Here is a 12,052-nt window from a genome sequence, read left to right as displayed (position 1 = left end):
CTTAGACCGACCGGCAAATGGATCATGTGAGGCGTCGAGTGGTGGGTCGGTCGTCCCAGCGGTAGCGACTCGTTGCTCGGCGGATCAGCATGCGGAGCGTGACGAGGGTGGCGGCGAGGTAGAGGTAGAAGTCCACGACCTTGCCGCTTCTCTCCGTGCAGCGCCGTAGCTTGCCGTAGTCGTTCATCCATGAGTGCGTGCGTTCGACCACCCAGCGTTTGCCGGCCTGGATCGGAGCCGGCACGCCCTTGCGCGCGATCTCGGCAGAGAATCCCAACTCTGCCACCAGCGCACGGGACTTGGCACTGTCGTAACCGCGGTCGAGGTTGACGTTGACCGTCATCGGCATCGCGCCGACCTGGGCTTTCGCGGCTTCCAGGGTGGGGCCGAGCAGAGGCGAGTCGTGCCGGTTGGCACCGTCGGAGACGATCCCGAGAGGGACACCGCACGCGTCGGAGGCGACGGAGCGCTTCAGCCCCTGCTTGCCCCGGTCGACCGGGGAACGTCCGGCCTTCTCGCCCCCGGAAGGAGCCTTGGTGATGCAGCCGTCAACGGAGATCTCGCTCAGCCCCAGGCCGATCATCCGGTCGTACGCCTCAAGCGCGAGGGCGTGCACCTGACCGGATATTCCCAGCTCAGCCCACTCTTTGACGCGCCGTCGGATCGTGCGGTCAGAACATCCGGGACTGGAGATCCGTTCGTATCCGGAGCCGTGGACCAGCGCGAGCACGATGTGCTCGAAGACCTTCCGGTCGGAGATCCGACGGCGGTGACAGCCGAGCGGATGGTCCGCGACGAACTCTCCCCGGACGGGCAGAAGGGCAGCGAACTGGTTCCAGAGGGGTTCAAGCAGGCAAGATGGCAGAGCGGGCACGGCGTCCTTCATGATCACTGAGCGTAGAGAACTCCATGATCACGTAGGCCCGTGCCCGTGCCGCATCCAGACCATCTCTCAGACGCACAGCGGCCACCTATTGCCGGTCGGTCTTATATGAGCCTGCTCAAGAAGAGCCTGATGACTGCGGCCCTCGCTGGCGCGTTGTTGGGCGGCACCTTTGCCACACCAGCTGCGGCAGCTGACCCCAATACCTGCCCGAAGGGGAAGGTCTGCGGATGGTCGGGGTTGAACAGGACGGGAACCAGGACCGTTTACACCGAAGTGCCCGGCTGCGATACCTGGAGCCTGACCCCAGCCCGGTCCGTCTCGAACCAGTCGTCCTATCGCATCGTGTTCTGGCACGTCACCGCTGGCTGCGGCGCCGGCACCAAGCTGCTCACTCTGGATCCGGGCCACTACTCTGACAACGTCGGTGGCACTGTTACGGGGACCCAAGCCTTCGTAATCTAGAACTAGCACCAGGTCTTCCAGCCTGTAGGGAGCCGGGGCCGTCGCCGGAGGGGAGCGAGCCGACCGGTGGCGGCCCGCAGCATTCGCTATTTGGCTCCGCTCATGATCGGCCGGACAAGTTTTAACGCCCCGTCTCCCCCGAGCGCAGCACCTCGACCCGCCCCAGCAGGTCCTCGTACACCCCGCGGTCGAACTCGCCCGCGACCGGCGCCGCCACGGTGGCCGCCGAGAGGGCGACGGCGCGGGCGAGGCGCCGCGGCCAGTCGAGGCCCTCGACGATCCCGGAGAGCAGGGCGGCGACGGCGGAGTCGCCGGCGCCGGCGGGGTTTCCGGGGACGGGCGCCGGGGGGCGGGCCGTCCACACGGTGCCGTCCTCGGCGAGGGCCAGCATCCCGTCGGGACCGAGCGAGGCCGCGACGGCGCGGGCGCCGCGGCGGCGGGCGTCGCGGGCGGCGCGCATGGGCTCCGTCGCGCCGGTGAGCCCGGTCAGTTCGGCGGCGTTGGGCTTGACGAGGTCGGGCCGGGCGGCCAGGCCGCGCCGCAGGGGTTCGCCGCTGGTGTCCAGCAGCACCGGGACGCCCACGGCGCGCGCGTCCCGGACGAGGTCGGCGTAGCAGCCGACGGGCAGCCCGGGCGGCAGGCTGCCGCACAGCGCCACGGCGCGCGTCGTGCCGCTGTCCAGGAGCTTGCGGTACGTGCCGAGGAACGCCGCCCACTCCTGCGAACTGATCGTCGGCCCGGGCTCGTTGAACATCGTGGTGTCACCGCCCGACTCGTCCACGACGCCCACCGTCCGCCGGGTGCTGCCGGAGGTGGGCACGAGGGCGTCGGTGACGCCGTCGATCCCGGTCAGGTAGGCGCGCAGCCGGTTCCCGGAGGCGCCGCCCGCGAAACCGGTCGCGACGGCCTCGTGGCCGAGCGCGGCGAGTACGCGGGCGACGTTCAGCCCCTTGCCGCCGGGACGTTCCGCGGCCTCCGACACCCGGTGGGTGGTGTGCGGCCGCAGCCGGGGGACGCGGTAGGTCACGTCGATGGCGGCGTTCAGCGTGACGGTGACGATCACCGCGTGATCCCTTCGAGCAGCGTGTGCGACGGGAAGGGATCATGCCAAACGAACGCCCGCAGGCACAGACCCCGCCGCCCGCGGTCCCGTCAGGGCTCGACGACCCAGCTGCCCTTGCGCATCACACCCACGAGGTCGAACGACGCGTCCAGGACCACCAGGTCGGCGTCCTTGCCCGGCTCCAGGGAGCCGATCCGGTCGTACACGCCCAGCAGCCGCGCCGGGTTGGCGCTCAGCGCGCGCACCACGTCGGCGACGGGCAGCCCGTCGACGGTCACCGCCCGCTTGAACGCCGTGTCCAGGGTGAGCGTGGACCCCGCGATGGAGCCGCCCTCGACGAGCCGGGCGACGCCGTCGACGACGTCGACCTCCATCGGGCCCAGCAGGTAGCGGCCGTCGCCGAAGCCGGCGGCGTCCATGGCGTCGGTGATGAAGGCGACCCGGTCGGCGCCGGCGCTGCGGAAGGCCATCTCCAGGACGGCCGGGTGGAGGTGGACGCCGTCGTTGATGAGCTCGACGGTGACCCGCTCGTCCTCCAGCAGCGCGGCGATCGGGCCGGGTTCACGGTGCAGCAGCGAGGGCATGGCGTTGAACAGGTGCGTCGCCACGGTGGCGCCCGCCTCGACTGCCTGCAGGGTGGCCTCGTACGCGGCGTCGGTGTGGCCGACGGCGGCGATGACGCCGTGCTCCGCCAGCATCCGCACCGAGTCGAGCCCGCCGGGCAGTTCGGGGGCGAGGGTGACCATGCGGGCGGTGCCCCGGGCGGCGTCGAGCAGCTTGCGGACGTCCGAGGGGTGCGGGTCGCGCAGCAGCGAGGGCTTGTGCGCGCCGCGCCGGTGCGGGGAGATGAACGGCCCCTCGAAGTGGATGCCGGCCAGGTCGCCCTGCTCGACCAGCTCGGACAGCAGCGCGGCCTGCCGGGAGAGATCGTCCAGGTCCCCGGTCACCGTCGAGGCGAGCAGGGTCGTGGTGCCGTGCCGCCGGTGGGTCGCGATTCCGGTGAGGACGGCCTCGGCGTCACCGGAGGAGAAGGACGCGCCGCCGCCGCCGTGCACGTGGATGTCCACGAAGCCGGGGACGATCCAGTGTCCCGTCAGGTCGCGGGTGGACGCCCGGCGCGGGTCGTCCGCGACGATCGAGCGGCCCTCGACGGTCACCCGGCCGTCCTCGACCACGCCGCCCGGCAGCACCACACGGGCACCGGTCAGCACGCTAGTTGCCGCAGTCAAGCGGTCACCTCCACGGAGAGAAGGTCCCAGGCGAGCAGCCCTGCGCCCAGGCATCCGGCGGTGTCCCCGAGGGTCGCCGGCACGATGAGGGGGAGTTGCTGGAAGGTCAGCCGCCGCTCGACGGCGGCCCGCAGCGGCGTGAAGAGGGTGTCGCCCGCCTCGGCGAGCCCGCCGCCCACGATCAGCGTGCCCGGGGTCATCAGGGTGATCCCGGTGACCAGGCCGTCGGCGAGGGCGGCGACGACCTCGTCCCACACGGCCGACGCGCGGGGGTCGCCGGCCTCGACGGCGGCGGCGCACCCGGCGGCACCGGCGCCGTGGCCGCCGCCCGCGGCCTCCCAGGCGCGGGCCACGGCGGTGGCGGAGGCCGCGGTCTCCAGGCAGCCCCGCTGCCCGCAGCCGCAGGCCGGGCCGCCGGGGCGGACCACGATGTGCCCCAGCTCGGTGGCCTCGACCCGGCCCCCGATGCCGATCGCCCCGGCGATGCCGGTGCCCAGGGCCACGAACAGGAAGCGTTCGGCGCCCCGCCCCGCGCCCAGCCGGCCCTCGGCGAGGCCGCCGGCGCGCACGTCGTGGCCGAGGGCCACGGGGGTGCCGTCGAGGCGGCGTGTGAGCAGGTCGCGCAGGGGCGCGTCGCGCCAGCCGAGGTTCGCGGAGTAGACCGCGACGCCGGACCGCTCGTCGACCAGCCCGGGCACGGCGACGCCGGCCGCGGCGGCGGGCTCTCCGTAAGCGCTTTCGCCATGCGCCCGCAGATCCGCGGCGAAGTCGAGCACGGACTCGACCACGGCGTCCGGGCCGCGCTCCCGGCCGGTCGGGCGGCGCGCCTCGTGAAGCAGCGTGCCGTCCGTCGCGACCAGCGCGGCCTTCATGCCGGTGCCGCCCACATCGAGGGCGATGACGTGTCTCACGGGGGACAGTCTCGCGCGCTACCCCACAAAAGGTCTAGTCCACTCGTCGAAAGAGATCGCGTACGGTGCGCGGGGGGAGTGGTGTAGACCTCACGTGACGCAGGGTGGGGACTCCATGTGGTCGGCGCATCACCCAGCGGGGTCGCCGGCGCCGCGGATATGGTTGTCGGATGGAACGGGACGAGAGCGGGGCGGACGCGGCCGCCCCGGACGGGCTGACGGAACAGGACCGCGCCGTCCTCGACATCGCCCGCCGCGCCTGGGCGGGCCCCGGCGCGAAGGAACGCGCGATCCGCGAACGCCTCGGCATCTCCCCCACGCGCTACTACCAGCTGCTCAACGCCCTCCTCGACGATCCGCGCGCCCTCGCGCACGACCCCGTCACGGTCAACCGCCTCCGCCGCACCCGCGACACCCACCGCACCAACCGCTGACGCCTCCGGCGGCGACAGCCGACCACCCGCCCACCGACGGGCCCGGGGACCACCGCCGGAGCGAGAGGCGGGATGCTTCCGTACGCCGGGCACGCCCCCCGCAGGGGTCGGTAAGGTCGGGGGCATGAGCCGCAGCCGCAGGGACGAACTGCCGGTACCGACGACGCCCGAGGGCAAGGACGGCCTGGCCGCACTGCTCGCGGAGCCCCGCAGGGCCGTGCTGGCACTGGACTTCGACGGGACGCTGGCCCCGATCGTGCCGGATCCGGACGCCGCGCGGGCCCATCCCCGCGCCGCCGCCGCGCTGGCCCGGCTGGCCCCGCGCATCGGGTCGGTCGTGGTCGTGACGGGCCGCCCCGCGGGCGTGGCCGTGCGGTACGGAGGATTCGCCGGGGTACCCGCGCTGGAGCACATGGTCGTGCTGGGCCACTACGGCGCCGAGCGCTGGGACGCCCGTTCCGGTGAGGTCAAGGCGCCCGGCGCGCACCCCGGCGTCAACGCGGTCCGGGCCGAACTGCCCGGCGTGCTGGACGCGATCGGGGCCTGGCGGGGCACGTGGGTGGAGGACAAGGGCCGCGCGGTGGCCGTCCACACGCGCCGCACGCAGGATCCGCAGGCGGCGTTCGAGTCGCTGAGCGGGCCGCTGCGCGAACTGGCCGAGCGCCACGGGCTGATCGTGGAGCCGGGCCGGATGGTGCTGGAGCTGCGGCCGCCCGGGATGGACAAGGGCGTGGCCCTCAACGACTACCTGCGCGAGGTCGGCGCCGGTCCCGTGCTGTACGCCGGTGACGACCTGGGCGACCTGGCCGCCTTCGGCGCCGTGGAGAAGCGGCGCGCCGACGGCCTCCCCGGTGTGCTGGTGTGCAGTGGCAGCGCGGAGGTGGCCGAACTGGCCGCCCGGGCCGACCTCGTCGTGGACGGCCCGGAGGGCGTCGTCGCGCTGGTCGACGCCCTCGCGGACGCCCTGGAGGAACGGGACGCCGAGGACGGGGCCTAAGAGCTCGCGCGGCCAGGCGCGGTGGGGGCGAAGCTCGCGCGGCCTCCTGCCCGCTCCACGCTTCGGCCGGCGGCCACCGCACGATCTTCAGGAGTCCACACGACCCCTGGTGATCACGCGGTGGCCGTCCTCTGACGCCACAGCGGCACCGATGCCCCGGCTGCCGCCCGTGATCAGCGCCACGTTTCCTTCAAGTCGGTTCATGGCGTTGAGCCTTGCGGGCGACGGGCGACGGGCGACGGGCGACGGGCGACGGGCGACGGGCGACGGGCGACGGGCGACGGGCGACGGAAGCCGGCGGGAATCCGCCCTGGCGTTCGACGGAGTTCGTGCAGCGGCTCCCGATCCGGGTGGTCGATGACAAGAGCGACACGGAGGGTCCGCCGGCCGGACACGGGTTGGTGGGTGCGGCGCCCCGCCCGGGGGCGCTTCACCGGCCGGGAGGGAAGGCCGCGTCGTGGACGAGCAGGGCGATCTGGACCCGGTTGTTCAGGCCGAGCTTGCCGAGGATGCGGGAGACGTGGGTCTTCACCGTCGGCACGCTCATGTGGAGCCCGGCCGCGATCTCCGCGTTGGACCGGCCCTCCCCGATGGCGAGCGCGACCTCGTGCTCCCGCTCGCCCAGCGAGGCGAGCCTGCGCCGGGCGGTGGACCGTGCGCCGCGGCCGCCCTCGCTGTCGGCGCCGGCGACCTGGTCGATCAACTGCCGTGTCACTGCGGGGGAGAGCACCGGTTCGCCGGCCGCCACCTTCCGTACCGCCTCGACGATCTCGCGGGGCGCGGTGTCCTTCAGGACGAACCCCGCGGCGCCGGCGCGCAGCGCCCGCAGTACGTGCTCGTCGGTGTTGAAGGTGGTCAGCACGATCACCTCCGGCGCGCCGGGCCGCGCCCGCAGCGCCTCGGTGGCCGCGAGCCCGTCCACGGTGGGCATGCGGATGTCCATCAGCACCACGTCGGGGGAGTGCTCCCGGACCAGCGACGCGACCTCGCCGCCGTCGGCGGCCTCGGCGACGACCTCGACGTCCGGCGCCCCGCCGAGCATCATCCGCAGCCCCGCCCGCACCAGCGGGTCGTCGTCCACCAGCAGCAGCCGCACCATCCTCACGCCGCCCACGGTAGCCAGGCGCGCACCCGGAAGTCACCGCCGGAGCGGCCGTGCTCCAGGTCTCCCCCGGCGAGCGAGGCCCGCTCCGTCAGCCCGATCAGCCCCTGCCCGGCGCCGGGGATGGCCGGCACCACGGCCGCCGCGGCCGGCACCGGATTGCTGACCTCGACCGTCAGGCCCCGTGTGGGACCGCCGGCGAGCCGCACGGTCACCTCCGCGCCGGGGGCGTGCTTGCGGGCGTTGGTCAGCCCCTCCTGCACGATGCGGTAGGCCGTGCGCCCGGAGGCGGCGGGGGCCGCCGCCGACACGGCGTCGTCGTCCGTCTCCAGCACGATCCGCATCCCGGCGTCCCGCGACTCCTCCACCAGCCTCGGCACGTCGGCCAGCGTGGGCTGCGGCCGCCCGCCCGCGCCGTCCGCCGCGGCGGACCCGGCGGGCTCGCGCAGTACGCCGATGATGCCGCGCAGGTCGTCCAGCGCCTGGTGCGCGCTCTCCCGGATCACCCCGGCGGCCCGTTCGATCTCCGCGGGGGACGCACGCGGGTGGAACTCCAGCGCTCCCGCGTGGACGCTCAGCAGCGACAGCCGGTGCGCCAGCACGTCGTGCATCTCCCGTGCGATCTCCTCGCGGGCCTGCCGCCGCCCGCGCTCGGCGTACGAGGCGAGCAGCTGGCGCCGGGAGCGCACGTAGAGCCCCCAGCCGATCGAACCCGCCATGATCACGAAGAAGGTCATCGCCGAGCCCGTCTCCGGCAGGTCCGGGTCGGGGCCCCGCGCCACGAACAGCGGCAGCGGCGCGAAGGCCAGGGCCGCCACCCAGGCCGTCGTGCGCAGCGGCCGGTACGCCGCCACGGTGAAGACCGCCACCGCCGTCGGGCCGCCGACCAGGTGTGCGAACCACCCGGTCACCAGCAGCACCACCGCCAGCTGCACGGGCCACCGCCGCCGCAGGAACAGGGCCGCGCACGCGGCCGCGCTGACGGCCTGCTCGACGGGGCCGATCGAGGCACCCACCCCGTCCACGGACAGCACGGAGAAGGCCGCCGCACCGAGGAAGACCGCGATGTCGGCGACGAGGCCCTTCCGTACGCGTCGCATTCCTCCGAATGTACGGTCCCGGGGCGCCGGCACCACCCCCGCGCCCCAAGTCGAGACTTTCGGACGACAGCCCCCGCGCGATCGGCGACTTTCGCCGACAGCCGACGCGGGCGCCCGCTCCCTAGCCTCGGGGCATGAAGGGATTCCTCGGCTTCCTCGGCTTCGTGCTGCTCTCCCAGGGCATCGGCGGCATCGCCTACCAGCTCACCGGGGGCTGGTTCCGGGTGTGGGCGCTGACGCACCGGATCGGCTTCCTGGACGGCTACGAGATCTACGTGTGCGTCCTCCTGATCGTGCTGGGCATCGCCGTCTGCTCCGCGGCGGAGTCGGTGGGCAAGCGCGCCTGACGCCCGGTCGCGCACGGCCGCCCCGGTCCCCCGTTCCTGTGTGACGGGGGGCCGGGGCGTCGGCAGGTGGTAGGGGAGGGGTCACCAGTTGTTGTTGTCCCGGACGATCGCCGCGCACTCCACGACGGCGCGGGCGGTGGGGACGGGGGTGGTCATGCCGTTCCTGTTCCGGACGGTGACCGTCCACCCGTTGCCGGACCGCTGGCTCGTCAGCACGCTCAGGTCGCTGTTGCTGAGGACGAAGCCACCACCGGTGACCTCGGTGCGCGAGGGGCAGCGCGCCGAGACGGTCTGCGTGGCGCCCGAGGGAACGGTGACGGAGACACCCATGAACTCGGCGGTCCTCAGCCGCCCGAAGTTGTCACGGTTGCCGTTGCCCTGGACGGGGTTTCCGGCGGCGTTGGCGGCGACCGCGGCGGTGCGCGCGGTGGTGGTGGGCGTGGCGTCAAGGGGGGCTGCGAATGCGGTGGTCGTGACGACCGCGGCTGCGGCCGTCATGGTTCCGGCGACACCCCAAAGCACATTACGACGGGGTCGACCGGTCAGGGTCTTCTTCGCTCGTATGTTCATCTCTCTGCCTTCGAAGATGACGGAAGGAGCTCGCTCCGGGTCGAAGCGATTGCGCTCATCGTCACCTTGTGCGGTGTGTTCCGCACTTTGAGTGACCAAAGAGGATGAACGGTGTCCGGGCCCCGATCTGACGGAGCGGCGGAACGTCACTCAGTCGGCCGTTCCGGACGGGACCACCCATTGCACGGGTTGGCCGGTGACGCCGGCGATCATGTCGAAGTCCCCGTCGTAGTGCAGGACGGTCGCGCCGTGCCGCTCCGCGGTCGCCGCGATGATCAGGTCCGCCAGGGAAAGCGCCTTCCAGTTCCCGGCGGCAATGAGGTGGGTCTGCACGTCCAGTGCGCGGTCCCAGGCCTCGTCCGGCGTGGGCAGCCAGTCGAAACCCCGCATGCCGTCTCGGATGCGGTCTGCGTCCGCCTTGGACCGTGCGCTGTGGAGCACCTCCAGTTCGACGGCCCCGCAGACGGCGAGCAATCCGGCGTTGTGGAGGGGTTCGATCACGGCCCTCACCGACGGTTTCGGGTAACGCGCGAGAGCGGACTTGTCGATGAGGAAGCGATCTCTCATGCGGCTCGATGCGGGTCGTGCGCCGCCCCGGCCTCGCCGGTGAGGCCGGGAAGTCCGCCGTCCGCCAGCCAGTCGAGGAATGAGGCGCGCTTGCGGCGCTTGATCGCGTCTTCCAAGGCGGCGTTCACGGTGGCGACTTTGGTCGTGGTGCCGAAGATCTCGGCCGCCTCCGCCAGCATCTGGTCGTCGACGTCGATGACGGTACGGGTCATGCGGGCCTCCTCGGGCACGGATGCTTCCTCCTAAGATATCAAATTGGGTCTCAGTCGATATCGGCGGACGTCCGTGCCTTCGCGCCGGGCCGCTGTCGCACGATGCCCGCGCGGACCAGGGCGGCGCCGCGCGGACCGCCTGACGGAGCGGCGGGAACGGCTCCGGCGCAGGGCGGGCACGGGCCGGTCCGGCCCGGGGGCAGCGGGTCTCCGCAGCCGGGGCACTCGGGGAGCGGGGCCGCCGGGGCGGCGGGGTCGCGGGCGGGGCGCGGTGCGGGGAGCTTGTCGCGCAGGCGCCGGGCGACGAAGCCGGCGGGTGAGTGGACGGTGTGCGGCAGCCCGGAGGACAGGGCGGTGCGCAGTTCCAGCTCGCTCGCTCCGTGGGCCAGCCAGCGGGCGGCGAGCGGGGCCAGCCGGGCGGCCTCGGCGACGCCGAGGGCGAGCCTGGCCTCCCGCCGCCCGAGGCGCTGCAGCGCGGCCGCCGCGCGGGCGACCAGCGACTCGTCGGCGGGGGGCTCGGGGTGGGAGGTGTTCTCCACCTCCTTGTTCTCCCCCTTGGGGGATGCGCCGACGGCCCGTACGGACGGCGCACCGGCGGTCAGGATGCTGCCACCCGGAGCCCCGAAGGCCGCCTCGATCTCCGCGGGGTCGCGCAGAGGCACATTGGAGACGAGCACCCGGGTCGTCCAGCGGCCGGTCTCACGGCTCTGTGTGCGGCGGGTGTGCACATAGCCCTCCGCCTCCAGCTGCTGCCGGGCCCGGCGCAGGGCGATGCGCCCCTCCGGCATCTTCTCGCCGATGGACTGCAGGGTCTCCCGGGATCCCTCCGGCAGGGAGAGCGCCCACTGCAGCAGCCGTACGGCGGTGCCGTTCAGGCGCGGATGGCGGATGAGGTCGTTCGGCGTCTGGGAGAAGAAACGGGTCGGCGGGATAGCATGACGAATCATTTGCGGGGCTCCTCGACGGATCAGGCCTCGTAGGTGTAGGCCCCCGGCCGGTGTTGGCGCACCGCTGGGGGCCGCTTCGTGCGCTGGGCACGAAGGGTGATCGGCCGGTTACTCTACCGGTGTCCCGGTGCTGTCGGCGACGAAGGCGACGAACGCGGTCCACGCCTCGCCGGTGAAGGCCAGCGAGGGCCCGGCGGGGTCCTTGGAGTCCCGCACGTGCACGGCGCCGGAGGCATGGGCGACCTCGACGCAGGCGCCGCCCTCGCTGCCGCTGTAACTGCTCTTGTACCAGGCGAGTCGGGATGTCATAGCTCCCCCGCAATCTGCTCGATCACTCTGGCGGAGTCCCCCACGCTGAGGGCCTGTGAGCGGATCATCGCATAGCGCTGGTGGAGTTTGCTGACCTCGTCCCGGCCGTCCACCAGCACGCTGCGGCCCTGGACTTCGAGGTAGGCGAGCAGCCGCAGATCCGGGGTCTCCAGCAGGTGCATCGGTCCGTCGAAACCCGCGTGCGCCGTGTGGGAGAGCGGCATCACCTGGACCGTGACATGGCGCAACGCGGCGGCCTCCAGCAGCCGCGCCAACTGGCTCCGGTGGACGGACCGTCCGCCGACCGGGCGGCGCAGCACCCACTCCTCGATGACGAAGGCGAGCTGCGGCGCCGGGGCGCGGGTCAGGAGCGACTGCCGGGCCAGCCGGGCGCGTACGCGGCCCTCGACCTCCTCCGTCTCCAGCGTCGGGCAGTAGGAGCCGAGCACCACACGGGCGTACTCCTCCGTCTGCAGCAGGCCGTTGATGACATGCGTGTCGTAGGTGTAGAGGCTCACCACCGCGCGCTCCAGCTCCGCGTACTCCTCGAACCAGGAGGGGAACTCCGCCCGTTCCAGATGGCACGCCGCGGACCGCAGCACCCCGCCGCCGTCGCCCAGCAGGACTCCCGCCTTCTCCACGAACGCCGGAGGCGGCATCCGCTCGCCTCGCTCGATCTTGACGATCAGCGACTTCGAGTAGCCCACGTGCGCGGCCAGTTCGTCGGCCGAGACCCCGCGGGCCTCCCGCAGCGACCGCGCCACGGAGCCGAACATCCGCATGCTGGCCGATCCCTCACCCTTCGGGGACACGGCACCACCTCCCGGTACACACGCCGTACACAGCCGCGGACCGGCCCGACACAGCTGACCAGGGGTCAGATCCGCCCTGTTCAGGCTAGCCACGGCAGGGAACC

General features: G+C 73.0%; 16 protein-coding genes. 4 read left to right on the top strand and 12 right to left on the bottom strand.

Going from position 1 to position 12,052, the window contains the following annotated elements; genetic code table 11:
• Nucleotides 1-22 precede the first annotated feature (22 nt).
• Nucleotides 23-874 carry an IS5 family transposase gene (locus B085_RS0118520; protein ID WP_026250888.1) on the bottom strand — a complete coding sequence of 284 codons (852 nt, stop codon included), beginning with the start codon at nucleotides 872-874 and terminating at the stop codon, nucleotides 23-25.
• Between the two features lie 117 nt (nucleotides 875-991).
• Here B085_RS0118520 and B085_RS47085 point away from each other — a divergent pair, with 117 nt between their 5' ends.
• Nucleotides 992-1,348, top strand: coding sequence for a peptidase inhibitor family I36 protein (locus tag B085_RS47085; RefSeq protein WP_078619944.1), 357 nt, complete (start codon nucleotides 992-994; stop codon nucleotides 1,346-1,348).
• Between the two features lie 121 nt (nucleotides 1,349-1,469).
• Here B085_RS47085 and B085_RS0118515 read toward each other — a convergent pair whose 3' ends face one another.
• From B085_RS0118515 to B085_RS0118505, 3 genes are all read right to left on the bottom strand, one after another.
• Nucleotides 1,470-2,411, bottom strand: coding sequence for a 1-phosphofructokinase family hexose kinase (locus B085_RS0118515; RefSeq protein WP_018560065.1), 942 nt, complete (start codon nucleotides 2,409-2,411; stop codon nucleotides 1,470-1,472).
• An 89-nt stretch (nucleotides 2,412-2,500) separates the two neighbouring features.
• Nucleotides 2,501-3,694, bottom strand: coding sequence for an N-acetylglucosamine-6-phosphate deacetylase (gene nagA, locus B085_RS0118510; RefSeq protein WP_051102093.1), 1,194 nt, complete (start codon nucleotides 3,692-3,694; stop codon nucleotides 2,501-2,503).
• Complete coding sequence (locus tag B085_RS0118505; RefSeq protein ID WP_026251181.1) at nucleotides 3,637-4,551, bottom strand: ROK family protein; 915 nt, start codon at nucleotides 4,549-4,551, stop codon at nucleotides 3,637-3,639. Before B085_RS0118505 ends, nagA begins: the two co-directional genes overlap by 58 nt.
• 170 nt (nucleotides 4,552-4,721) lie before the next feature.
• Between B085_RS0118505 and B085_RS0118500 the strand changes: the two genes are divergently transcribed.
• Both B085_RS0118500 and otsB read left to right on the top strand, forming a co-directional pair.
• Complete coding sequence (locus B085_RS0118500; protein ID WP_018560062.1) at nucleotides 4,722-4,985, top strand: DUF3263 domain-containing protein; 264 nt, start codon at nucleotides 4,722-4,724, stop codon at nucleotides 4,983-4,985.
• Between the two features lie 124 nt (nucleotides 4,986-5,109).
• Nucleotides 5,110-5,982 (top strand): trehalose-phosphatase, encoded by an 873-nt coding sequence (otsB, locus tag B085_RS0118495; protein ID WP_018560061.1) that lies wholly within the window; start codon nucleotides 5,110-5,112, stop codon nucleotides 5,980-5,982.
• Nucleotides 5,983-6,412: 430 nt separating this feature from the next.
• Here the strand turns inward: otsB and B085_RS0118490 are convergent, their stop codons facing one another.
• Together B085_RS0118490 and B085_RS0118485 are read right to left on the bottom strand one after the other, a co-directional pair.
• Complete coding sequence (locus tag B085_RS0118490; protein WP_037731868.1) at nucleotides 6,413-7,081, bottom strand: response regulator; 669 nt, start codon at nucleotides 7,079-7,081, stop codon at nucleotides 6,413-6,415.
• A gap of 2 nt (nucleotides 7,082-7,083) precedes the next feature.
• Nucleotides 7,084-8,184: a sensor histidine kinase gene (locus B085_RS0118485; protein WP_018560059.1), complete on the bottom strand. Its 1,101-nt coding sequence runs from the start codon at nucleotides 8,182-8,184 to the stop codon at nucleotides 7,084-7,086.
• A gap of 134 nt (nucleotides 8,185-8,318) precedes the next feature.
• Here B085_RS0118485 and B085_RS0118480 point away from each other — a divergent pair, with 134 nt between their 5' ends.
• The gene (locus tag B085_RS0118480) at nucleotides 8,319-8,531 is read left to right on the top strand and encodes a hypothetical protein (protein WP_018560058.1); all 213 of its coding nucleotides are present in this window, start codon (nucleotides 8,319-8,321) and stop codon (nucleotides 8,529-8,531) included.
• A gap of 81 nt (nucleotides 8,532-8,612) precedes the next feature.
• Here the strand turns inward: B085_RS0118480 and B085_RS0118475 are convergent, their stop codons facing one another.
• The 6 genes from B085_RS0118475 to B085_RS0118450 form a co-directional block, all read right to left on the bottom strand.
• Nucleotides 8,613-9,029 (bottom strand): hypothetical protein, encoded by a 417-nt coding sequence (locus B085_RS0118475; protein ID WP_018560057.1) that lies wholly within the window; start codon nucleotides 9,027-9,029, stop codon nucleotides 8,613-8,615.
• 222 nt (nucleotides 9,030-9,251) lie between these two features.
• A complete protein-coding gene (locus B085_RS0118470; RefSeq protein ID WP_026251180.1) occupies nucleotides 9,252-9,668 on the bottom strand; it encodes a PIN domain nuclease in 417 nt (138 codons plus the stop codon).
• A complete protein-coding gene (locus B085_RS0118465) occupies nucleotides 9,665-9,880 on the bottom strand; it encodes a type II toxin-antitoxin system VapB family antitoxin (protein ID WP_026251179.1) in 216 nt (71 codons plus the stop codon). Before B085_RS0118465 ends, B085_RS0118470 begins: the two co-directional genes overlap by 4 nt.
• A gap of 50 nt (nucleotides 9,881-9,930) precedes the next feature.
• Entirely contained in the window at nucleotides 9,931-10,827 is an 897-nt protein-coding gene (locus B085_RS0118460; protein ID WP_018560054.1) for a hypothetical protein, read from the bottom strand.
• A gap of 108 nt (nucleotides 10,828-10,935) precedes the next feature.
• Nucleotides 10,936-11,136, bottom strand: coding sequence for a DUF397 domain-containing protein (locus tag B085_RS42870; RefSeq protein WP_018560053.1), 201 nt, complete (start codon nucleotides 11,134-11,136; stop codon nucleotides 10,936-10,938).
• Entirely contained in the window at nucleotides 11,133-11,948 is an 816-nt protein-coding gene (locus B085_RS0118450; RefSeq protein ID WP_051102092.1) for a helix-turn-helix domain-containing protein, read from the bottom strand. Before B085_RS0118450 ends, B085_RS42870 begins: the two co-directional genes overlap by 4 nt.
• Nucleotides 11,949-12,052 lie beyond the last annotated feature (104 nt).

The sequence above is a fragment of the Streptomyces sp. BoleA5 genome, from assembly GCF_000373665.1.
Classification (GTDB): Bacteria; Actinomycetota; Actinomycetes; order Streptomycetales; family Streptomycetaceae; genus Actinacidiphila.
Note: the sequence above shows the minus strand (reverse complement) of the source record. Positions and strands in the feature narration are given on the sequence as shown.

Bases quoted from the DNA above. Each gene is read 5' to 3' on its own strand.
- B085_RS47085 (WP_078619944.1), top strand. From the start codon at position 992: ATGAGCCTGCTCAAGAAGAGCCTGATGACTGCGGCCCTCGCTGGCGCG.
- nagA (WP_051102093.1), bottom strand. From the start codon at position 3,694: ATGCCTGGGCGCAGGGCTGCTCGCCTGGGACCTTCTCTCCGTGGAGGT.
- B085_RS0118500 (WP_018560062.1), top strand. From the start codon at position 4,722: ATGGAACGGGACGAGAGCGGGGCGGACGCGGCCGCCCCGGACGGGCTG.
- otsB (WP_018560061.1), top strand. From the start codon at position 5,110: ATGAGCCGCAGCCGCAGGGACGAACTGCCGGTACCGACGACGCCCGAG.
- B085_RS0118490 (WP_037731868.1), bottom strand. From the start codon at position 7,081: ATGGTGCGGCTGCTGCTGGTGGACGACGACCCGCTGGTGCGGGCGGGG.
- B085_RS0118485 (WP_018560059.1), bottom strand. From the start codon at position 8,184: ATGCGACGCGTACGGAAGGGCCTCGTCGCCGACATCGCGGTCTTCCTC.
- B085_RS0118480 (WP_018560058.1), top strand. From the start codon at position 8,319: ATGAAGGGATTCCTCGGCTTCCTCGGCTTCGTGCTGCTCTCCCAGGGC.
- B085_RS0118475 (WP_018560057.1), bottom strand. From the start codon at position 9,029: ATGACGGCCGCAGCCGCGGTCGTCACGACCACCGCATTCGCAGCCCCC.
- B085_RS0118470 (WP_026251180.1), bottom strand. From the start codon at position 9,668: ATGAGAGATCGCTTCCTCATCGACAAGTCCGCTCTCGCGCGTTACCCG.
- B085_RS0118465 (WP_026251179.1), bottom strand. From the start codon at position 9,880: ATGACCCGTACCGTCATCGACGTCGACGACCAGATGCTGGCGGAGGCG.
- B085_RS0118460 (WP_018560054.1), bottom strand. From the start codon at position 10,827: ATGATTCGTCATGCTATCCCGCCGACCCGTTTCTTCTCCCAGACGCCG.
- B085_RS42870 (WP_018560053.1), bottom strand. From the start codon at position 11,136: ATGACATCCCGACTCGCCTGGTACAAGAGCAGTTACAGCGGCAGCGAG.